The 22,137-nt window shown below is 43.7% G+C and carries 15 protein-coding genes and 2 pseudogenes; 13 read left to right on the plus strand and 4 right to left on the minus strand.

What is annotated here, in order from left to right:
* Positions 1–14 precede the first annotated feature (14 nt).
* On the plus strand, positions 15–6,137 hold the full coding sequence (locus PVOR_RS17215) for a hypothetical protein (protein WP_006210684.1): 6,123 nt from the start codon (positions 15–17) through the stop codon (positions 6,135–6,137).
* A gap of 749 nt (positions 6,138–6,886) precedes the next feature.
* On the opposite strand, the gene PVOR_RS17220 is transcribed toward PVOR_RS17215, so the two are convergent.
* On the minus strand, positions 6,887–8,023 hold the full coding sequence (locus tag PVOR_RS17220; protein WP_006210685.1) for an alpha/beta hydrolase: 1,137 nt from the start codon (positions 8,021–8,023) through the stop codon (positions 6,887–6,889).
* Between the two features lie 112 nt (positions 8,024–8,135).
* Complete coding sequence (locus tag PVOR_RS17225; protein WP_006210686.1) at positions 8,136–8,795, minus strand: TetR/AcrR family transcriptional regulator; 660 nt, start codon at positions 8,793–8,795, stop codon at positions 8,136–8,138.
* A gap of 332 nt (positions 8,796–9,127) precedes the next feature.
* Between PVOR_RS17225 and PVOR_RS17230 the strand changes: the two genes are divergently transcribed.
* The 10 genes and pseudogenes from PVOR_RS17230 to PVOR_RS17265 all read left to right on the plus strand — a co-directional run bounded on the left by PVOR_RS17230 (position 9,128) and on the right by PVOR_RS17265 (position 17,625).
* Complete coding sequence (locus PVOR_RS17230; protein WP_006210687.1) at positions 9,128–9,397, plus strand: hypothetical protein; 270 nt, start codon at positions 9,128–9,130, stop codon at positions 9,395–9,397.
* Between the two features lie 100 nt (positions 9,398–9,497).
* Entirely contained in the window at positions 9,498–10,193 is a 696-nt protein-coding gene (locus tag PVOR_RS17235) for a response regulator transcription factor (RefSeq protein WP_006210688.1), read from the plus strand.
* The gene (locus PVOR_RS17240) at positions 10,183–11,331 is read left to right on the plus strand and encodes a HAMP domain-containing sensor histidine kinase (RefSeq protein WP_006210689.1); all 1,149 of its coding nucleotides are present in this window, start codon (positions 10,183–10,185) and stop codon (positions 11,329–11,331) included. The genes PVOR_RS17235 and PVOR_RS17240 overlap by 11 nt, the downstream gene beginning before the upstream one ends.
* A gap of 398 nt (positions 11,332–11,729) precedes the next feature.
* Positions 11,730–12,092, plus strand: a complete 363-nt coding sequence (locus tag PVOR_RS17245; RefSeq protein ID WP_006210691.1) for a RidA family protein — start codon at positions 11,730–11,732, stop codon at positions 12,090–12,092.
* A gap of 21 nt (positions 12,093–12,113) precedes the next feature.
* A complete protein-coding gene (locus PVOR_RS17250) occupies positions 12,114–13,631 on the plus strand; it encodes a monooxygenase (protein WP_006210692.1) in 1,518 nt (505 codons plus the stop codon).
* 65 nt (positions 13,632–13,696) lie between these two features.
* The gene (locus PVOR_RS17255; RefSeq protein WP_006210693.1) at positions 13,697–14,182 is read left to right on the plus strand and encodes a MarR family transcriptional regulator; all 486 of its coding nucleotides are present in this window, start codon (positions 13,697–13,699) and stop codon (positions 14,180–14,182) included.
* Positions 14,170–14,436, plus strand: a complete 267-nt coding sequence (locus PVOR_RS32595; protein ID WP_006210694.1) for an epoxide hydrolase N-terminal domain-containing protein — start codon at positions 14,170–14,172, stop codon at positions 14,434–14,436. The genes PVOR_RS17255 and PVOR_RS32595 overlap by 13 nt, the downstream gene beginning before the upstream one ends.
* Positions 14,437–14,610: 174 nt before the next feature.
* The gene (locus PVOR_RS17260; protein ID WP_006210695.1) at positions 14,611–15,339 is read left to right on the plus strand and encodes a hypothetical protein; all 729 of its coding nucleotides are present in this window, start codon (positions 14,611–14,613) and stop codon (positions 15,337–15,339) included.
* Positions 15,340–15,863: 524 nt separating this feature from the next.
* Positions 15,864–16,001, plus strand: a pseudogene (locus PVOR_RS31965) (S8 family serine peptidase); the annotation flags it as partial.
* Between the two features lie 592 nt (positions 16,002–16,593).
* On the plus strand, positions 16,594–17,625 hold the full coding sequence (locus tag PVOR_RS17265) for an alpha/beta hydrolase (RefSeq protein ID WP_200860834.1): 1,032 nt from the start codon (positions 16,594–16,596) through the stop codon (positions 17,623–17,625).
* A gap of 404 nt (positions 17,626–18,029) precedes the next feature.
* Here the strand turns inward: PVOR_RS17265 and PVOR_RS17270 are convergent, their stop codons facing one another.
* The gene (locus PVOR_RS17270; protein ID WP_006210698.1) at positions 18,030–18,575 is read right to left on the minus strand and encodes a TetR/AcrR family transcriptional regulator; all 546 of its coding nucleotides are present in this window, start codon (positions 18,573–18,575) and stop codon (positions 18,030–18,032) included.
* Positions 18,576–18,956: 381 nt separating this feature from the next.
* Here PVOR_RS17270 and PVOR_RS17275 point away from each other — a divergent pair.
* Positions 18,957–19,704, plus strand: a pseudogene (locus PVOR_RS17275) (SDR family oxidoreductase).
* A 481-nt stretch (positions 19,705–20,185) separates the two neighbouring features.
* Here the strand turns inward: PVOR_RS17275 and PVOR_RS17280 are convergent.
* Entirely contained in the window at positions 20,186–20,737 is a 552-nt protein-coding gene (locus PVOR_RS17280) for a TetR/AcrR family transcriptional regulator (RefSeq protein ID WP_200860835.1), read from the minus strand.
* A gap of 164 nt (positions 20,738–20,901) precedes the next feature.
* On the opposite strand from PVOR_RS17280, the gene PVOR_RS17285 reads away from it, so the two are divergent.
* Positions 20,902–21,828 (plus strand): ketopantoate reductase family protein, encoded by a 927-nt coding sequence (locus tag PVOR_RS17285; protein ID WP_006210703.1) that lies wholly within the window; start codon positions 20,902–20,904, stop codon positions 21,826–21,828.
* Positions 21,829–22,137: the final 309 nt, after the last annotated feature.

A 22,137-nucleotide genomic window follows, 5' to 3' on the forward strand; every position in this document is an offset into this window, starting at 1 on the left:
AGGAGTGTAAGGTTGTGAAAGAAGAATTTGCAGCACTCGGGCAGTTTATTACTTCGGATGAACTGGATAAGCCCGGCTCTGTCGAAGCTACGGTTAATACGATGGAGAAAGAATTTGGGCCTGCCGGTGACTCCTTCCCGAAAAATCTAAAGTATGACCCCAACAGCGGATGGATTGCCGGTCTAAAGTTTCAACCCCTTCGCTATATCAATTTGGCCGCATTGTTCCAGGACCTGTATAATCGCTACGGGCTTTTTGTCGGTCTGGACGATGATGGAATGGCCGGGCCGTTCAAGGGCCTGCAAGCAGAAGTACAGTATGAGAAAAGAGAAGGGGCACCAGGCCGTTTTTCCGGAGCAATACAACTTCCCGACGCGCAACGTTCAACCAATATGGGAGCCGTGAAAATGGTCATTCCGGAGGTTTCCTTCGATTTGTATCGTAATGGGGACTTTAAAATAGATATTGGTTTCCCGATAGGCCTTGATTTTTCAAGGTCTCTCTGCATTGAAGCGCCTCCGTATATCGGCTGGGGAGGACTTTACTTTTCGCGCAAGAGTAATGAAACCTCGGCATATGCCAATGTCCCCGAGGTTCAAGAAGATGTAGGCAGCTTTGAATCCATCATTGAAGCGGGAATAGCCGTAAAGCTCGGTTACGGCAAGTCTTTCGGACAAGGGATACTGGAAGCGGGCTTGAGTATAACTGGAATTGGTATTCTTGAAGGGACTATCGCCACATTTAGATCAGCCAAAGACAGTTCGAAACACGACAAATTTAATTGGTATAAGGGCGTGCTTGGACTAGCGGGGAATATTTTTGGGCGAGTGAATTTAGAGGTCTTGACGGCGGAAATCGACTGTCAAGTAAGCACCACCGCCGATTTAATCATGGAGGCCTACAGAAGCTCAAATATTGCTTTTGATTTCAATGTTGACGCTTCAGGTGAAATTGAGGTCAACTTCGGATTCACCAAAGGAAAGATAACGAAAGAGTTTCATGAACATTTTAAAATGGACTTTACGATGGGTGAAGATGAGGACGCTCCATGGTATAGTCCTGCTCTAATGTTGGATGCTTCGGAATTTCGGGATGAAGATAAATTGGTCTGGAAGCGGGTTTTCCCTAAAAGCGGAAAAGAGAAAATTACGCTGTATTTCTTGCCGCATCTGTCTATTCGAGACGAAGAGGGCACTAAAGATGCCCAGTGCGCAGCGATGTTATATATGTCTGCTCCGGGTTCTGAGGCAACAGATCCTTCCTTCCGGAAGTGGATCGAAGGGTTATTTCTATGGACGGTGAATGCGTATTTATTCGGCAGGGACACCCGTTATGACGAATTAATGAATCAGAACATCAGTGGACAACAGCTGAAGAATATTCAAGGTTTATTAATTGAGGACGGGATTTCGCAATCTCCAATTGATTATGAACAGGATATTGTTCCTTTTCTAAATGAATATTTCGAATTTCAAGTATGTCCTCCCGAGGCAGATGACTGTAAGGAAGACCCTGAGAGAGAAACACAATCGTTCGTGTTTTTCCCTATGCTTCCCGATTTTAAGTTGACCCTGGAAAAAACGAAGAATGATGGAACGATTGAAAGTGCGAAGTGGGATTATGATACAACAAATCTCCGATTGAAACAAAATATTCAAGAAATAAAGCACCATATTCACAAAAGTATGGCGGATCAACGAACGGATTCCCAGCGAAAATATGACGAGTCTCTTCTAAAGCCAAGCACCCATGTATCAGCCGGTTCAAAAACCATGTGTGTGTACTGGATGCAAGACACGGTAACCCTGGTCATCAAGTCAATCATTAACTTTGCTGTGAAGATCATCGGCAATAGAACAGAGCGTATTGAAGAATTTATTAAAGAATTGCTAGAAGTTAAGTCGGATGATGGCAAGACTCTTATTTCCAATCTGGCCGCAATGAAATCCCGGTTTGCGCTGTTTGGTCTGCGCGTCACAGAGGGCGGTATCCAAAAATCCATTTACTCCGACATCGGACAATTATTTGCAATTCAACCGGATGAAATCTCGAAATTAAAGTTTACCCTTCAGAAGGGAAACAAACTAACGGTAAAAATGAATACATGCACGGAACCTCCTGGAGATGACGATAAGCTGGAGGTCACTTTCCCGGATTGTGAACTTCAACGCATGCGGGATTTGTTGGATGTAGCAGTTCCATCGCCCGATCAAGAATGGCCATGTATACGACCGCTCCAGCCTTATGCCGAAGTGCCTCAATCTTTCCCGGCCAAGCTCGGAGCTAACTGGAGTATTAACTCCGGACCAAGTAAGGGCCTCCATGTGTTCTCGACGGCGCTGGGCCGCAGGCTTATGAACGGCCTTCCCTTACTAAAGTTGTGCCGTAGAGATCAATCAGAAAGTAAGGAAATCCAACGCTCGGGGTATGATTTGGCGACGTTCGTGGAAGTCAAGCTGGTCAAGACACAGTATGACAATCTTTACGAATTGCGCGGTGCAACCGGCTATGGGCAAAAGCTTCTCGAACGGCTGGCCCAGAAACTACCGACAGATGATTTTCAGCCAGATGAGGTATACTTGCAAAGTGTTCATATCCTGCATCGTGACAGCCAGACAAACGACTGGGTTTCCAGTGATGAACCTGTGATGATTTTCCGGAACAATCTTACGACGTTCAGTGAACCAAAAGATAGCGAAGGGCTAGTTCCAACTATTAGTAATGAATTGGATATTTTCGCATCTTCGCTTTATAAAAGCGGTACCGTGAATTCCGGCGGTTTTTTTCTAAAATATACGTATAGCGATTGGTCCCATTACCAGAACGGTGATGCCTTCGAGGCTCAGCTCCTATTGAGCTACGGCTCGCAGGCGGCGCTTGCCCCGTATATGAATGCTGTGGTTATATCCGAACCCGTATCGGGCAATTCAAAAAGTTATTTTTTCCTGGATGAGTTAATATACAAGAAGGTGCCTGTACTCCAGCCCGGTCATGTAGGTTTGGAAGTATTTCGTCCGCATCCCGCTCCAGCTCCGGTGGGTTCGCCCGATCCGACCGCCTATCTTCGCCGTATGTTTCATTTAATCTGTACGAAAGTAGAGGGGAACGGAGTTTTTGACGATCAGGATCCTGCAGATGTGCCCATTGCGCCTGTGTCGGTCGTTAATAAGCTCCCATACCCCATGAATTCAAATCAAAATGAACCGAAGGAATGGCTGCAGTACCGTTCTGTGCTTCGCATAGAGAACAAACCGCCCGTAACTGGCCCAGTAGTTGATTGTCAGGAGCCAGCATACAATCCATATTCCCATATTGGGGAGAACTTGCGCCTTAGGCTTACTCCCCGGGACGGATTCGGGAATGTGCTTGATAGCTGGAGTACGCATTATGAGATGCCCATTCTGTACCGGGACTTTGTCGTTCCGGTCCATCAATGGCCGGGAACAACGATGACATACCGTTTGGAGAAGAGTATGTCTTTAAACGTCACACTCCATTTTGATCCGCGGGAACTGGCGGATCCGGAAGTGGCCCAAGATATTTATGCTACGGCATATCATCATTTATCACGCAGTGATGTGCAGGCATATTTAAGTTCCTCGATCGGTAATCATCAAGCCTCGGTAACGGAGGATTTGAAACAATATGCTCTGGATTGTTGGTGCAGCCTGATGACATCAACGTCTCCGAACCCAATAACAACAGAATTATCTGCAACAATTGACGTGAATTGGTATATTAAAGAGCCCGTTTTTGAATTCACCGTGGATCTGTCGATCAAACGAACCGATGAAAAGCTAATCGATCCGGAGCTCATAAGCATTTCCGAAGCGATAAGCGGAAGCAGCCGAATTGCGCACGAATCCGTAAGCCAATTGACCGACGAGCCCAATCAACCTGGAACCTATGTTCAAGACAAGCAAACTTTGAAGCAACTGGCCGATATGATAGAAGAGAACCAAAAATACAAATTAGCCCGAGGAGCATGGATTGAGGGGGAGGATACAAATCGATTGTGGATTGTCGGCATCGGTGAGCAAGGCAACATCAAGATCGAGCTCCAAACCGATACGTACCTGTACGCTGCCGCCCCTTTAGAAACCGTGAAACATAAACGAAGCTTTCTTGTACAAAATTATGAATCATTCGCAGAGCCGGGAGAATCCGTTAGTGATCCTACTCTATTTGCCGAGCAAGAGGCAGATTTGGACCAATGGACATTGGAAACGTTTGAGTTTATCGATGAAATGCTTCGACCGCCATATCTTCAGGTTATCGGGGAGATCGATCAGGGTCTCACTTTAGAATCAATTCTAAAATGCAAGGAAAAAATCGCGAATTCGTTCACAAGCAACGTCAACCACCTAGGGAAGTTATCAAAAGAGGCAAACTCCAGTCAAGATGACTTACCTTCCGCTCGGAAACGTTATTTGGACGCCATGCTCGTGCAACTGTCCGCTTCCTACGATCAAGACACGATTATACAGCAGCCGGTACGCGTCGAATTAGAGAGCGGGGATCCCGAACAGATGAAATCCATTGGATTTTACGGCTCGATTGCGGCGAATGTTACCGGGATAGAGGAGAATCCAGAGCAACCAAGTAACACAAAGGTACAGGCTTCTTTTTCTAAAGCCAAGCTGCCCCTGTCGGAAGGGATTAACCTGTTGTCGTACTTATTCAATGTCAAAGATGCCGGAGGATATTCCAAGTATACGGCGGAAGGAATTACTTACAAGGTGAGTCATATCGAACATGTCGCAACGGATGAGAAGAGGTTCAAGTCTTCTGCCTGGATTAAGTTAGTCAATCCTTATGAACTCAAATTGGGTGATCGAATGATACCAGTTGTCCTTAAAGGACATCCCGTCCCTCCTGAATTAACGCGGCACGAATGGTCCGCCCCGGAGAACTCAAGCAATTTGGAAGAGGTCAGAAAATGGGACTATACCTTTGCCTACAAATTAGGACACGATGCACCAGCCCAGGACGAAATGAAATATGAAATCGAATGGAATGAAGAGGGCTCGCCGGTTCTCTTTACTGGGGATGACAATCTTCCGCAAGCGTTGGCCCAGCTTCGGCATATTATGAAAGATATCCGAACCCACATGCTTCTTGATACGGGCAAAGAAAAAGCAGCCGCTTATTTGCTAAATGCAATTCAAGTTATCTCGGACAGTTGGCTGCCGAGATCGATGCGCCTCCCTAAGACAAAAACGTCTCGATTAACCACTACATTTCATACATGGTCACGAATTGATCAAGCCGAGGCGGAGGATGGGAGTTCAACATTGGAATTGGTGCTTGATTCCGTAACAGGGCCTATCCCTGCCTCGGATATCCAGATTCGGCTTGCCGGATATCAGTCCGAAACAGTATCAAAGACTAATGATCGTTCGATATTCCGATTCTTCATTGAAGAGACGTTAAATGACGCGACAGTTAAGCGGTATTTAACGAATAAGGAGAAGCTTCACCTGGCGGACATAGAACAGACAGTAACGATTACCGGGATCGACATTCTTAGCTTTCGGAGCGCTCGCGCTTCTTTGTACAAGACTCGAAACGAGTTGTTGCTTAAAGGCAGCTCCACCTACCAAGAGGCTACGGCGCAAGCGTTTGTGTATCGTACTCCCAAAGTGATGCCTGCTGATCCTGTAGCGCCTGTTATTAAAAGCAACGTCGGCATTGATATTTCGGCGTTAAAGTCAAATGCGTCGACCCAAACGGTGGAGGCCCACATTCAAACGCTGCTGCAGGAATTATTCAAACCCGGGTCGAATGAGATTTATCCTTGTACGCTTGTTTGCTCGGCCGTTTATCGATACCCGTATTTATGGGTACAACCATCTCACCCCATAATGGATGAAGGAGATGAGGCGGAGGTATCAATCCCGATTTGCTTGAAGCACCCTTTCCTTTACACGGATGATGATGTTTCCGTAAAAGCGTTTTGCAACGAGCTTGTGTATTGCATGAGGAGGGAGGACGGACCAATCAGGGAACAAGGAAGGTTAAGGTTCGTAATCAATCTCAAGGTTTACCCTCACCCCCCAGAGGTTACCAATACGAAGTCCGTTCTGTCCTTGGGTAGGCTTGAACTCCCATTGAATAAAATAGATGAAAATAGGTGATTAATTAGATGCTAATGTCCCCTGAGGGACATCAGCATCGAGCGTTTTTTTGCTTGGATGATACAGAATAATCAATTAACCAATTACAATTGTCCGTATCTGGATGAACAAAGCAAGGAATAAAAAATAAAAGCTTGTTGGAATTGATCATCAACGGGTTTCAAAAATTCATGAGCAAACCAGATGATGAGAATAAACAACATCCAGAAATCGGTATAGAGGGGAAAAGGGTAGGTAGGTGTCGAGGGACAAGAACATATTCCCATTGAAGTCGCTAATTTAGCGGCTTTTTTATTTTATCGGTACAAGTTCGTGTCCCGAGCCAAGGACAAGAACATCGTCCCATTACCGATTAGATGAATATCTAAATATGAGCACATGCCACTTAAAACCTTATTAAATACCATAATAAATGAAAATGTGATCTTATATGACGTTGGTATGAGATGTTTTAGATTCAATAGTATAAATTCATTTCGTATGAGAAGTTTGTTTCCAAACGTTTATAATTTTAGCTTCTCTTTCTTGGTTAAGTCTGTTGATAGGTTTGTAATCTCAATGTCTGTTCTAGAATCCAGCCAATTTCTAACATCTTCAAGTGTGTTTTACAACGGTGAAAACACCGCTTATCATCTCAAATAGAAAACAATGTCTGAAATATGAGAGAGCCGCTAACCGCGTAATAGGGTTATCGGCTCTGTGTCTGTACGGCTAGCTCTTTGACATGCGTTGTCAGCCTCTCGATTATGTCACTTGTTGCTGGTCTTCTTGATCAAGTCCACGCCATCGTATGCCAGACTTTCCACACTTGCCGCCTTCTGCAGGATGTAATGATAAAAAAAGTTCTTCGTATAGTCTGTAACAAGATTTCGCATCTCCATAGCATCCCGTTCGCCTCTGATTTCCTCATTAACACTGGTAAACACGATGTCGCAGTAATCTAAATGCGCAGCACGATCAACAGAGAAATAATAGGTTTCCATGCTATTGTTAGCGCCAATTATCGCATTCATGTTATAGTTAGGTTCACAAAACAGTAGCAAGAAGGGTTTCTTAAGGTCGCTGTCGAGAAGGCCGAACGCACCGCTATCGAGGCCAATCCCACAGGCGAACCGGTCGTCGTCCCGGCAAACAATCGCCGTCGTAAGCCCTCCATAAGAATGTCCGACGATGCCCATGCCGATGTCAAGCAACAATCTGCCCTTAAAGATGGAATTCAGCTCTCCAGAGTCCAGTTTGTAAAGATAATCGGCTACATACCTTACATCTTCTGCCTGTAATTCACTATACTCTGTTAACTTGGCAAGTATCGGCAGTGTAAGCACGTTATGGCACATCTCAATGGCAGTTTCATCGTCAGGCCGCATCTCCATCTCACCAGCCAACGCCAGCATCTCCGGATCTTCAGAAAACGCTGTAATGACATCCGAAAAATCCTTTGATACATTAAACAGGCGCCCATCTTTACGCTTATACATCGTGCTATTCTGATGGCCGATACTAACCACGACATATCCCATGCTTGCCAAGTCTGTACAGATCACTGTACCCCATTCTGGAGAACCGCCCCCGCCGCAAACATAGAATAACACCGGATAGCGCTTTTCCTTCCCGGAGAGAGCAAGGTCGTCGTAAAACTGGGTCTTGATATCTATAGAGAAAACATCCTTCAACGCAGTGACAAGTGGCTGCTCATTAAACATCTCGTAGACTTCAGGAAACATGTACGTTGATGTAGTCTTACCTTCGCTACTGTCGGACGGATAGTACACAAACGCCGTCAGTTCTCTTTTTGAGTGATCTGATGCCGTGTACTCAAAATCCATCTGGGTTCGACCGACAGTATAACCGCCAATTGGTTCTGGAAATGCGTCATAGGTTTTCATTTTCTTGTTCCCCCTTAATTAATAAAAGTGGCGAATGTGAAATACATACATTGCACTATAAGCGCTTTTCAAAACTGTGAAACGATTACATCCTGTCTTCAGTGAATCATATCTACTCCTTGGCTTTCTTGAGATCGCTAACAATTTCAGCATATTTATGATCTTCTAGCAGCCCATGACTCATAAAGTCAGTAAAGTACTTGCTAATCTTATTTTGCAGCGTAGAGTCCTTAATATTGAACTCCCTATAAAACATGACTAAATTAAACTGCATTGACTCAAACATAAAAGAAATCAGGTCGTCGTCAAGATCAGGTCGGAGATATCCATCAACTCTCATTCGGCGCAAAATGTCCTTAATCAAGGGGAAAGACTCGCCCTTTAGCACATTCAGATATACTTTAAGTAAAACGTTCTCAGGAATGTATAAAAATGTTTCAGTGAGTTTGATTTCCAGCTCATTCAATGGCTCAGTCACAGTGCCATTAACGTTACCAAATAAGCCAGTAAGGAAAAACCGGTAAAGGGAATCTTCATTACTGTTATTAAAATACGCAGCTCTTTTCTGGGTCACATTACGTACTAAGAGACAATAAAGGTCATCTTTGTCTTCAAAATACCGATAAAATGTTCCCGGGTGCATGGACAAACTATCCAAAACCATCTTCATAGTTATATCCTCGTAAAGATGATCAACAAAAAGATGCATAGCGTTATTAGATATTTCCTCGCGCCTTGCTTCGTCTAAACGAATGAAAGAATTTTTTGGCATAGATTACTCCTTAATGTGAAGTGTGAATTGATTCACACTATACCGATAATCTATTCACATGTCAAGTAGTATTAAAATACTAATATCATTATAAAAAATGAAAACTATTGCATAGAACATTATCGGGTACTTGAAAAAACTCGGCATGTGGTCGAATGCGTGGCAAACAATTGGCCGGCGATGGACGATTTTATCTTGATCCGTAAATAAAGAAAAAGACGACAATGTGGAAGGGGAGTCGTCTTTTTGAACTAACCGTAATCTAACTTTCCATTCTTTATACTAAGGTAGCAGTTGCAAGATAACTCATATTAAACAAGGAGGAACTAAGAATGAGTTTCAAAAAATCTACAGTCGGTTTGTTGGTATTAGCTTTAATGTCAGTGACATCGATAACAGCTTTTGCAGCCAATGAGGTAACCAAGAAATTATATCCTGCTGCTCGTCCGCCGGGTATAACCAGTGACATCGAAGGAGCTCAGCAGGATAGAAGTGTGGATGAGAATGGACCCACTTCAGTTGAAGCTGTTCCACCATTGCCACCCATTGAAGATGGACCCGTTTCAGTCCAAGCCGTTCCACCATTGCCGCCCATCCAATAATTAACTGTACCTGCACATAATCTTGTAACTGCACAGCCAATAGTCGTACAATTCATTTGTGCGGCTATTGCATTGTTTGGTTTGTTGAGGAGGAAACTTCATGAAATTGCTGCTTGTAGAAGATGAAACTGCACTTCGAAATATCATAGCAAAGGGCTTGAGAAGATGTAATTACTCTGTGGATTTAGCTGCTGATGGTGAGGAAGCTCTGGAATTTTATGAGGTTTATGACTATGACTTGATTGTGCTTGACCTGAACCTTCCTAAAATCGATGGTATCGAAGTGTTAAGACGAGTCCGGTCGAACAATAATGAAATTAAGATCCTGATTTTGTCTGCTCGTACTGAAATAGAAGATATAATTAAGGGGCTTGACGATGGAGCCAACGATTACTTGGTGAAACCATTTGATTTTAATGAGCTCGAGGCAAGAATTCGCTCTCTGCTAAGGCGTTCTTTTATTCAAAATGATGTTGTATTGACACTTGGAGATATGAAGGTCAATACAGCGCAAAAATTTGCGGCTATTTATGACATCAAATTCGATTTAACCAAAAAAGAGTATTCTATATTAGAATATCTTATGTTCAATAAAAATAAAGTCATTAGCCCAGAGCAATTGATAGAGCATGTCTGGGATAGCGAAGTGGATTCATTTTCAAACTCATTGAAATACCACATCTATTCATTGAAGAAAAAAATACGTGCTGTCTCAGCTAACGACGAATTCATTAAAAATATCCGTGGTCAAGGATATATAATTTCCGAAAGCAAGGTTGATGGAAATGTTAAATAAGTTATCTTTGCAAATCAAACTAACGCTGCTCACAGGTTGTATTATTATTTTGGTCACCACTTGTTTAACCGGGATTTCAATCGGTAATTTTGGGTACAGTTTTTCTATTGCGCCTATTCCTGCATTAAGTGTAACCCCAGTCGGTGGCAAAGATATCAATGGAAGTCTAAATGAAAAAGCACCATCCCATGATGGCCGCATGGCAGCATTAGAAAAGGCAAAACAAGATTTCGCTGCTCGTAGTATAATTTGGATGATGCTCATAATGATTATAGGTATCGGAATGGTTTATTTTATTTTAGGCAAGGCTCTTAAACCAATGACCACTTTAAATACGATGATTAAGGGAATTAATGAGCATAATCTTTCGACCAAAATTATTATTAGCTCAAAAGACGAGGTAGGAAGCCTTGCCGAATCCTTTAACATTATGCTGGATAGATTAAATCGCTCATTCGAAAATCAAAAGCAATTCGCAGCCAATGCAGCCCATGAGCTTAAGACACCACTAACTACGATAAAGGCTGGAATTCAAGTTTTAAAAATGGATGAAGCGCCATCAGTAAACGATTATAAAGAAAATATCGATATTACAGAACAAAGTACAGAAAGACTTATAAAAGTAGTAGATGATTTATTAAATCTTAACTCAACCAAGAATGAACATTTTGCAGATGAAATAGCTCTACAAGAAGTAATAGAGGATATTTTAAATGAATTGAGCATATTTATTGATGAAAGAAACATAGCAGTGTCTTTTGAAAATTGTGAACATACATTCATTGGAAATAAAAGTCTCATACATAGAGCCCTGTACAACTTAATTGAAAATGCAGTCAAATACAACGGGTCGGGTGGAAGGATACAAATAAATTCAGAAATGATTGAGACGGTGATACTAATCCATATATCCGATACGGGTATGGGCATTGCAGATGATGAATTGCCGAATATATTCGAACCCTTTTATCGTGTAGATAAGTCTCGCTCTCGTGAGATTGCCGGCTCGGGGCTTGGGTTAGCCATTGTCAAATCCATAGTTGAGAAACATAAGGGTCAGGTAAGCGTCCGTAGTGAGCAAGGTGTAGGTACAACTTTTAGTTTACAGTTTTCTAGTAATGATTCGGATTTGGGATAAAACAACCTCTAAATGCGGTCGCTCATTGTTGAGCGAACTTCGTTAGAGGTTTTTCTTTGATGTTGTACAAATATGGAGCAGCCATCATCTACGGGTATTTTGAACTACGTGCTGAAAAGCGTGGGCCTCTTTGGCTTTCGGCGTTATGGTCGTCCAGATCCCGATCGGAATGTATTCCGTCGGGCCCATCGGGGGATTGTATTCAGTTCTTTCGCTCTGGATTTCGTCCGTTATCATTAACCAAAACAAGGAAAAAATTGCGGTAAGCATGAAGGAAACATTAGTTGTGAAACAAAATCTTCTGTGATACGATAAAATATATTGTTTCGCACAAAACAATAAATATAAACAAAAGGTGGAGTGGAGCATGCAAAAAATCAATCCCGGCACGCTAACGGATGTCGTTACCGGTCTCGCAAATCGTCGTCACATCCCCGGCGAAACTGGCTTTTATCTCCGGCCAGGTGGCCTTGAATGCCGAGGGAGAGCTGATTGGGCCTAATGATTACGGGCAAGTATTTATGAATCTGAAGCTGACCATCGAAGCTGCGGGCGGCAGCGCTGAGCATGTCACCCAAATGAGGATTCATGTGGTGAACCACGGGCCGGAATTGGCAAATATCGTTTTTCAAGCGGGAGCCGAGGTATTCGGTTCCGAATGGCCTTTGACCGCAAGTACGTTTCTGGGGGTTCAGGCAATTGCTTTCCCGGAGTGGCTCATTGAAGTCGACGCGATTGTCGCACTTCCGCAGCAAAACTAAAGACGAGGAGGGGGGACGAACATGAATTACGAAGTCATTATTGTCGGAGGCGGACCGGTCGGGATGCTGCTTGCAGCCGAGCTCGCGCTCGCCGAAGTCAACGTATGTGTCCTTGAACGTTTGAAAGAGACGACGCCGTATTCCCGGGCGTTGACGCTTCATCCCCGAAGTCTAGAGATTCTGGATATGCGGGGCTTGAAGCCGAAACTGCTGGAGACGGGGAAGCCGATCTCCACCGGACATTTCGCGGCGCTGGATACTCGCCTGAATTTCTCCAAGTTGGATTCCTCATCCAATTATACGCTCTTCATTCCCCAACATGATACTGAGAAGGTGCTGGAGGATTGGGCGCGAGAACTGGGAGTGGGCATTCATCGAGAAACCGAGGTTAAATCTATTAGTCAGGATGAACATGGTGTAGAAGTGACAGCGGTGGGACCGGAAGGAAAGCTCGTACTGACAGCGGACTATTTGGTCGGTGCCGACGGGGCCGGAAGCATCGTACGGAAGCACGCTGGCATTCCGTTTGTCGGTACAAGCGAGACGATTACGGCCATACTTGGAGATGTGGTTCTGACCGAGCTATCCGAGCCGAGCATTTTTTCGCAGTTCAACGAACAGGGCCAGATCATGGTTGTACCCTTGAAGAACGGCTTGCATCGGATAGTGGCAATCGATCCCGAGCGGGTCCATGTCCCCAAGTCGGAACCGGTTACGCTAGAGGAACTGCGTTCGGCCATGGTGCGTATGTTGGGAAGCGATCTGGGGATTTCCGACCCTTACTGGCTGTCCCGCTACGGGAATGCGACGCGTCAGGCGGAGCGTTATCGGGAAGGGCGAATCTTCCTCGCAGGCGATGCGGCGCATATTCATTTTCCCGCTGGCGGACAAGGGCTGAACGTCGGCTTGCAGGAAGCGATGAATTTGGGCTGGAAGCTGGCTGCCGAGCTGAAAGGGCGCGCTCCCGAATGGCTGCTCAACAGTTACCAATCGGAACGGTTTCCGATCAATACGGCGCTGCTGCGTAATACCGAAGTGCAAACCTTCCTGATGGGCTCTGCGTTCACTTCGGACATGATCAATGTGCGCTGCATGCTCTCCGACCTACTTCTTGTCCCGGAGGCTAATTATAAATTGGCGAGCCAAATTTCCGCCTTCAACATTCAGTATGCATCCGCCGCAGACGATCTGCCGCACGAGCTCAACGGACGCCGGCTACCGGAGCTGAAGCTGTCTTCGGCGGATGGAGCGCTTCGGAATACCAATGCCTATGAGCTGTTTCGCACCGGCTCTTACGTGCTGCTTCATTTCGCCGAAGACGATCGGATAAGAGATGTGGTCGAAGCAGCGGGGGCAAAGTGTATTTGCCTCGTATGCGCTTCGCTAGAATTGGAAGCGCCGGACTGGAGCGATGTCCATACAGTCCTTGTTCGCCCGGATGGATACGTCGCTTGGGCGGTCTCACGATCGGAATCGAACCCGATGAACGTCATCGCGACAGGAATCAGCCGCTGGTGCATTCATCCATCTATCCGATAAAATGGTTTTGCTAAAAACAATTATTGTATAATAGGAGGGATACGATAAAGGAGGCATAATAGCTTATGCAGAACAAAGAACTCTCGAAGCAGTGGGTATACACCCTGTTCCTTCAATTGCTCACTCAGCATGACAGGAGAGATAACCAATTTGCCATACGGTTCGACGAAGAATTAAATAGTGTCGAGGCGGAACTGGGCATGAAGCTTAATTTGAACTTGTCAGAGATTCATCTGATCGCCAATATAGGAAGCGGAGACTCGCTTAACGTCACCGCGCTCTCGGAAAAAACAGGGTTGACAAAGGGCTCCATCACAAGAGTGAGCAAAAAATTGCTGAAGCTGGATTTGATTCGGCGGCAGCAGTTTTCCGATAACAAAAAGGAAGTGTATTTCACCTTAACGGAAAATGGAGAACGGCTCTGTCGCATTCATGACCGGCTTCATCAGGAGATCGAAATGCGCTTCAAAAAGTTTCTTGAGAAGTATACGCCGGAGCAACTGGCCTTCGCACGGGAATTTCTGCAAGACTTGCTGAATTGGGACTACTGATTGCATGGCATGAGCGGGACTCCGGAGCTACGCCAAATGAGATCCGCCCGTTCCGTATCGCAATTCCCCAGGAAGACCTTGAAGACTTGCGAGAACGACTTCTCCGTACGCGTTGGCCGGCCCAATTGCCCGGGGGCGGGTGGAACCGTGGGCTAGCGGTGAATTATCTTAAAAATCTTACGGAGTACTGGCAGACCGACTATAGCTGGCGTGAAAATGAAGCCAAGCTCAATGAACTACTTGAAGGAGCATGAGATTCGCACATTAATAATAGCTCCTGCAAATCCTAAATTAAGTATTAGACTGGGTCACGGGCATTAAGGTCTCTCAGTACTCAGCACGGTCACCGTGTCAAAAATTTCAAGGATAATAATCGCACTTATTTGGAAAAATATCCATGAAATAAATTAAATTCATGAGGTGATCGAATGTCATTTACAGCCAGAAGATTTCCTCCACTGAGAAATCCTATTATTGTTACCAATCAGGACGGACGTCCAGAAGTATTCATGATTGGTGAGGATTATAAAGTTCGGCACAGATGGTTACTATCACCAGGCGCTGACTGGTTAAATCCAGATAATTGGTCGGATTGGGGTTGTTTGGGTGAAGATGCTGTCGCTATTTTGGCAGTGTCGAAATACTCGGATGGACGTCTTGTAGTGTTTGGCCATGATCCTGATAACTATACTATCAAGCATAAGTGGCAGACAGAACCTAATGGTGGGTGGATTAAAGATTGGTCGTCACTTAATGGAGAATATGCCGATTTCAGAGTTGAGACAAACCAAGATGGACGTATTGAACTATTCGCAATCAGTGTCTGGGGTGCAAATCTTCATCACAACTATCAAACAGAACCAAATGGTGGCTGGAAAGGTTGGTCAGCCTTGGATGAGGGAATAAGTCTCCAAAGCATAGCTGTTGGTAAAAATGCCGATGGACGTATTGAAGTATTCGGGCGTAAAGCTGAAGATAATACATTATGGCATATTTGGCAGACAGACTTTAATGGTGGATGGAGTCAATGGGGTTCTCTAGGGGATATAAAATTAATCAAAGATAAATATCTAGATACAATAGCAGTTAGTAAAAATAGCCGAGTCGGACGCCTTGAAGTGTTTACTATTGACGAAAATACTTTCCGTAAAGTCTAACTGGCAAACAGCACCAAATGGTACCTGGAGTGGATGGGGGGACGTGAATTTAAAATGTTCTCGATTATTTGTAGGAAGAAATTCCAATGGTTGTCAAGAGCTATTTGCAAATAACGACGATAATGGGGGATGGCATATGTTACAAACAGCACCTAACAACGGATGGAGCCAATGGAAGTCCATGGAGGGATCTCTCAATTTATTCGGGGTTGGTAATGATGTCGCTGGCAATCTTATTGTTATTAATGGGTATAGGTCACACTTCGGTCCTATTTCCACAGAAAGTGAAACATGGGACACCTGGGACCCAGAATTCGGCTTTAATAGATGGTCATATCGGGAAGACTTTAATAAATGTTAATATTAGTTCCTGAACGTCTATGAGCCACGCGATAGCCAATTGACAGCGTGAACGTGAATGAGGGCTTTATACCTTCCAGGCTTAGAGGAACTAACGTTTGTATCATACCTAGTTAGCTCTCGTATTTTTTGTCGGAGGACAAGAACATAATGCGTTAGCACATAATATATCGGTTGTAGCTGCTTCCGGAAATGACGGTGATGGACAGGTCACTCCAAAGTATAGTTACCCTGGTGCTTATAAGGAAGTCATCCAAGTAGGTGCTGTGAATACCACAAAAAATTTAGCTGGGGTTTTCTAACTCAAATGAACAACTGGATCTTGTAGCACCAGGGGAACATATTTATTTCACGTTTTTGAATAATAGTTATAAGTCGCTAGGTGAACTTCAATGGCAGCTCCGTTGTTTCCTTATAAACAGCAAGAAATGCTGAAATTCTATTTTCACTATCATTGAGAAAGCTAAGTATAAGTGTCTGTGGACAAGAACATAGTTCCATTGAAAGTCGCTATTTTAGCGGCTTTTTTGTTTTATCGGTACAAGTTCTTGTCCCGAGCCAATGACAAGAACTTGTACCGATTGCCGTAATATCTAACGGATTGAAACTCGGAGACAATTTGTTCAATAAATGATGATATCTCTGGACTATATTAAATATATGAAACTAAAAATTGATTTTCGTATTGTTTTGGAGAAGAAAAATGGAAGTACACGGAGGTACAAAAAATGAAGAAAAAAATATTCCAATCGTTTTGGTTTCAGTAGTAACGCTTTTAACAGGGCTCGCTCTAGGAGGATACTCATCAGATCAATCGATTTCTTCGTCAAATGAAAAGATGTTCATTCCCAGACTCTAGAACGTGTAGAGTGACGAAGCTGGAAAACAAGGCAAGTGACAAAGGTAGAGGATTCCAAGAAAAAAAACAATCAAAGCCATACGTTAATTCAAAGTGATAATAGAACACTTTGTTGTAAATTCAGTGAAAGTTGGAGGTATAGAAAATCAATGAACGTACCTTTTAAAGGAATAAAAATGATATTTGTACTGCTCATTTTGTTAGTAACCATTACAGGATGCTCCGCAAAAATGCCTGTATCGTCAAATGAAGATCATTCTTCAACGAATCTACCTCAAAATACATCCCCCACAATCGAGACAAGGAATGAAACACCCGAAGTGACGAACATACCATCAAACCCACCGGTTGAGTATGATCCTGCCTGGCCGGACCGTACGGTGAAGTCTTCTAACGGGCATCTTGTGAATAGTTGTGTTCCTGATGAGCTGCGCGATAAAGCAACTACATTGACAACCAGCGATGGGGTGTATCTGTCGGCACTTGTGCTTGGTAGCGGAGATAAAGGAGTCCTGCTTGCACACGAGCAAGGCTATAACATTTGCTCTTTTCTTGACATGGGAAATGAATTGGCTGAGAGTGGATACCTGGTTGTTATTCCTGAATATCGTAATCACGGTGCCTCACAGGATATTCAAGAGGATATTCAACATATAGATCGTGATGCAGATGCAGCCTTAAGCGAACTCAAACGATTGGGTGCAAAGAAAGTATTTTTGGCAGGAGCATCATGTGGCGGTAGTACAGCAATCATTGCAGGCGTTCGTCAAGAGCTGCCTATTGAGGGGCTAATTATTCTTTCTTCTCCTGCACAATGCGGGCCCCATGATGCAATTCCAAGTGTCAAAAAGATTAAAGCGCCATCCTTGTTTGTTTTTTCACCTGGTGATTATGGAGGCTCAATTGAAAAAGAAGTGCGCAAATTATATCAAGCATCCGGAGCAACAGATAAAGAGCTAATTGTGGATGAGAGTGGTTATCATGGAACAGATATGTACCATAAGGGAGAGCATGGTGATGCATTAAAGTCCAAGCTCATTGACTTTGTTAAAAAGAAATTTAATTAAAGTAAACTCAATATGAGGGTGTTTAATCTGAGGAGTCCGTGTTGGTCGGGCATTTTCTCTTGTATCCTAATTGATTTTTGCATTTTTGATATTTCATAGAAAATGTAATCGAAAAAGAAACGAAGCAAGTATTTCAATAGTTCATCAAGTTTTGCTAATATTTCAGTACGTTACACTGGGGAATAATTCTTATGGGAATGTTATCTATTATTTTTGATTTTTTAAATGAGACTAATTATCAAAATTATCATTTAAGTAAGTATGCCGCATGTGAGTGTAGAATGATATGACCCAAAAAAGTTAGACACAATATTGTTAGGAGCTGCTTTGTCTTATTTTATCTGTTTCAGCGCCTCTGACCGAGCTAAGTCGGTCAGAGGCGCACTACTACAACCAAACTAAAATCATAGATTCCTCTCTAACAATGTTCCCAGTTGTTCAGCAAGTTTATCATGTGTAACTGGTTTATCATTAGTAAACCACCACTCAATAATCCCTACTTGGGCAGAAGCCACGAATCTGACGAGGATTTCTTCCTCAATTTCTTCATTTTTGCCTTTGGTTATATCTACGTCTTTTCTAAATTCTTCGATCAGAAAGTCAAGGAATCGTTTACGGAAAAAGGGTGCCCCTCTACTGACTAACATCATCGAAAAAAATGAAAAGTTTTTCTCGAAATACTCTGTCCAAATCATGGTTCCTTCTACATAATCCATTTCGGCTGCTTCTTTACAGAATTCCCTAAGTTCGTCAATATGCGATTCGATGAGTTTATCCAACAAGTCATATTTATCTAAATAATGTAGATATATCGTTCCCCGACTTAAATTTGCTGTGTCGGAAATTTCCTGTATCGTAATATCATCGAAATTTTTTTTAGACATCAATTCAATTACAGCTTTTTTAAGCGCTTCTTGTGTTTTAAGTATTCTACGGTCCACTTTAGGCATGGAGAGTCACCAAACTTTCTGAAGATAATATACAATTCGCAGGTAGTTGTTCACTAATTAACAAATCGCGTTAATCTAACAATTGCATGGTTGTTGTATCAGTTTATAATTATAGACACAAGCCCATTAATTTAACAAGTTTCATTATCGTCACTTCGTTCATCTTTGGGCGGAAAAAGGAGATGGGATACATTTTAGGGGGCTGGGAACCTAACCGGCTTATCGTTGGCGTTTCGGAAGAAGAACTGATCGGAGTCAATACACATCTTGCTTTCTATACAGACAGGATGGCCGAAGGCTTTGTCTGTCCATCCAGGTTGCAAAGGAACTGTTTTGCAAAAGAAGAATAATATTCATCAGACCGAAAGGATGTATACGTACATGTCGAATATTCAGAATAAAATTGTTATTATTACAGGCGCATCTAGCGGGATAGGGGAAGCGACAGCAAAAGAGCTGGCTTCTAAAGGGGCAAAGCTTGTGCTGGCAGCTCGTCGCGAAGATCGTCTAAAAAGCCTGCAAGAAGAAGTTCAAAAAAACGGCGGTCAAGCGGTCTACAAAGTCTCGGACGTGACTTCCCATGAACAAATGGAAGAATTGGCTGCATATGCGCTTAAAGAATTTGGACAAATTGATGTTTTGGTCAATAATGCCGGAATTATGCCGCAAGCCTTTATGTTCAAGAAAAAAAATTGAAGAATGGGATCAGATGATCGACGTTAATATTAGAGGTGTTCTGTACGCTATCGGCGCAGTTCTTCCTTCGATGAGAGAACGCAAATCCGGCCATATCATCAATCTTTCTTCCGTTGCCGGCCATAATATTTATCCGGGCGGAACGGTGTACTGCGGTACAAAACATGCGGTAAGAGCCATTTCGGAAGGGCTGCGTCAAGAGGAAGCCATGAGCGGTACGAATATCCGGGTAACCAATATTTCTCCAGGAGCGGTCAGCAGCGAACTGTTGGAAACAACTTCGGATACAGAAATGAAAGCTGGCTTGAATGATTTTTATCAAGTCGCTGTCGATGCTCCTAATATTGCGCGTACAATCGCGTTTGCCATCGAACAACCGGCAGATGTAGCAATTAACGAAATGATTGTCCGTCCAACTTCACAAGTGGGATAATATAATTTGGTCATCTGCCCCGGCTATTTACAACTGGGGCAGTATCTATTTATGGAGGTTTTTTATGATGCGTTCTTTTAGAGCAGGTGGGTGTCGAGGGGAAAGAGGTGGCAGCTTTTTGGACGGACAGCGGAAATCCAGGAAACTATGCTACTGATTTTGAGGTGTCGGGGGACAAGAACGTAGTCCCATTGAGAGTCGCTTTTTTAGCGACTTTTTTGTTTTATCGGTACAAGTTTTTGTCCTGAGCCAAAGACAAGAACTTGTACCGATTGCAGAATATGGACAAGAATATGGTACTATTGCCGATTTGATAAATATCTACACTGGGAAAGGTGGGGCTCTTTTGAGTGACTGGATTAGGATCAAAAAACTTCAGTCCTCGGAAGTATTTCAACTGGCTGTAAACCCGTTTGAAAATGTAAATATTAAATTGATTTCAAAACTTTTATGCAGGTATCACACTTCAAATTTAATTCGTTTACCATAGCTGCAGCCTTGCTTCCAAAATTCTAGCCATCTGTTCAACCATCTCTTCTGGCGTATATGGCATAGATTGGACGACCCACCACTCAATCAACCCCGTAATGGAAACGGATAAGAATTGCGCCAATACATCCTTGTGGATACCGGTTTCTAGCTTCATTTGGTTTACCACCAAGGTAATATTCGCTTCAATCATCTGTGTCATACGGTGTCTGAACGTCGGAATACCTTTATTGGTAATCAAAACGCCATAGATTTCTGCATGCTTTTTCAGATACGTGAACGCACGAATCAGCAGGTCCCGGGACAGTTCATTGGTTGGCCCATCCTCCGGCATACAACTGTCAGCAAGCATCATCAGATACGTTTCCACGCTCTGTTCCAGAAGGTCATATTTGTCTGTAAAATGCAAATAGATCGTTCCGCGGTTGACATTGGCCCGATCCGCAATACCTTGAATGGTGACCCTCTCAAATTCCTGCTCTCCCAACAGCCCAATGAACGCTTGCATAATCATTTGTCTTGATCGCACGATGCGCCGATCCATGCTTTTCCCCTCTTTCCTGAACACATCCAGCATTCGTTGTTCATTTCTCAACAGAAACGAAAGCAATTAGCCATTGCACCTGCATCCGTTCCAATGATATCTTGATTGTAATACACAGATGTTATATATACAACAACTGTTAATTATAAAAGGAGGGATAAATATTGAATATACTTGTGTACGGTGCAGGTGTGCAGGGAAGCTATCTGGCACATGTCCTAGTAAAGGGCGGTCATGACGTGACTGTGTTGGCAAGAGGAAAGCGAGCGGAGGAACTGGAAAAAGAGGGACTGGTCATTCGGCATTACCTTCAGCGCAAGACAACTGTTGATCGGGTTCGTGTAATTCGTAGACTAGAGTCAGGTGACGCGTATGACTTGATCTTCGTCATGATGAAATATTCAGATTTCGGGGCTGTGCTACCGATCCTCGCAGAAAACGTTAGCCGTCATATCGTATTGGTCGGCAACAATATGAATACCTACGCCATGCAGGACCATTTGAGTAAACATGGAAAGTCGCCTAAACAGGTTGCTTTTGGATTCCAAGCTACCGCAGGTACACGTACCGACGGGCGAGTCATTTGCATTCGTGGCGGCCATGGGGAGATGGTCATCGGGGGTCTGGACGGTCACGTTCCGTTTCGCTCCCTGCTGGAGCAGGCATTCATGCCAACCAAGTACAAGCTCAGTTACCATGATCAGATCGATGCCTGGCTGAAAAACCACATGGTGCTGGTCGTGCCCATGAACATGGTCATTCTGTTCCATAGCTTCCAGATGAGACAGGTTGTCCGTGACGACAGGCGAATGCGTCAGTTAGTGGCGGCGATGGGAGAGGGCTTCCGTGTACTTGAATCATTGGGGTACCCGTTAACCCCTGCGAAGCAGGCGTCTTGGATTACCGGCTATCCAAACTTAATCCGCTGGGCGTTGAAGATTTTCTTCATGCTTCCGGTTAGCGGGTTGATTGATGGGACAGCTGTTGAGCTCACAGCCTTGAATGAGGACTTTGCCGAATTGAGGGAAAGGTCGGATGTTCCTACGCCAAACTGGAATGCGTTAGAAACAGATTGGCTTATTCAATCATAGTTACTGCTGCAAGCCGTGTGATATATCGTGAAGAGTGATTTCGGGAAGTGTTGAAGCACTTACAGGGCCGTACATACGGCCTGTCTTTCCGGTAGAGAGTGGAAGAACATTGTACTATTGCCGAAAAGGACAAGAACATACTTCTTATTGTCGATTGGAATTTTTTAAGCTGACAGGCAGAATCAAACAATTCAAGTTTTCTGTTTTAAGGGACCAAGTTCTTGTCCTTTGCTGAGATGTCGTGAGACAAGAACATGATCCCGTTGAAAGTCGCTAATTTGAAGTGACCCCCAAAAGTTAGACACGGTT

It is taken from the genome of Paenibacillus vortex V453 (assembly GCF_000193415.1).
Classification (GTDB): Bacteria; Bacillota; Bacilli; order Paenibacillales; family Paenibacillaceae; genus Paenibacillus_AQ; species Paenibacillus_AQ glucanolyticus.

What these genes read in the sequence shown, in the direction of transcription:
- PVOR_RS17220 (WP_006210685.1), bottom strand. Translation starts at nt 8,023, where the DNA reads ATGAAAACCTATGACGCATTTCCAGAACCAATTGGCGGTTATACTGTC.
- PVOR_RS17225 (WP_006210686.1), bottom strand. Translation starts at nt 8,795, where the DNA reads ATGCCAAAAAATTCTTTCATTCGTTTAGACGAAGCAAGGCGCGAGGAA.
- PVOR_RS17230 (WP_006210687.1), top strand. Translation starts at nt 9,128, where the DNA reads ATGAGTTTCAAAAAATCTACAGTCGGTTTGTTGGTATTAGCTTTAATG.
- PVOR_RS17235 (WP_006210688.1), top strand. Translation starts at nt 9,498, where the DNA reads ATGAAATTGCTGCTTGTAGAAGATGAAACTGCACTTCGAAATATCATA.
- PVOR_RS17240 (WP_006210689.1), top strand. Translation starts at nt 10,183, where the DNA reads ATGTTAAATAAGTTATCTTTGCAAATCAAACTAACGCTGCTCACAGGT.
- PVOR_RS17245 (WP_006210691.1), top strand. Translation starts at nt 11,730, where the DNA reads ATGTCGTTACCGGTCTCGCAAATCGTCGTCACATCCCCGGCGAAACTG.
- PVOR_RS17250 (WP_006210692.1), top strand. Translation starts at nt 12,114, where the DNA reads ATGAATTACGAAGTCATTATTGTCGGAGGCGGACCGGTCGGGATGCTG.
- PVOR_RS17255 (WP_006210693.1), top strand. Translation starts at nt 13,697, where the DNA reads ATGCAGAACAAAGAACTCTCGAAGCAGTGGGTATACACCCTGTTCCTT.
- PVOR_RS17260 (WP_006210695.1), top strand. Translation starts at nt 14,611, where the DNA reads ATGTCATTTACAGCCAGAAGATTTCCTCCACTGAGAAATCCTATTATT.
- PVOR_RS17270 (WP_006210698.1), bottom strand. Translation starts at nt 18,575, where the DNA reads ATGCCTAAAGTGGACCGTAGAATACTTAAAACACAAGAAGCGCTTAAA.
- PVOR_RS17280 (WP_200860835.1), bottom strand. Translation starts at nt 20,737, where the DNA reads ATGGATCGGCGCATCGTGCGATCAAGACAAATGATTATGCAAGCGTTC.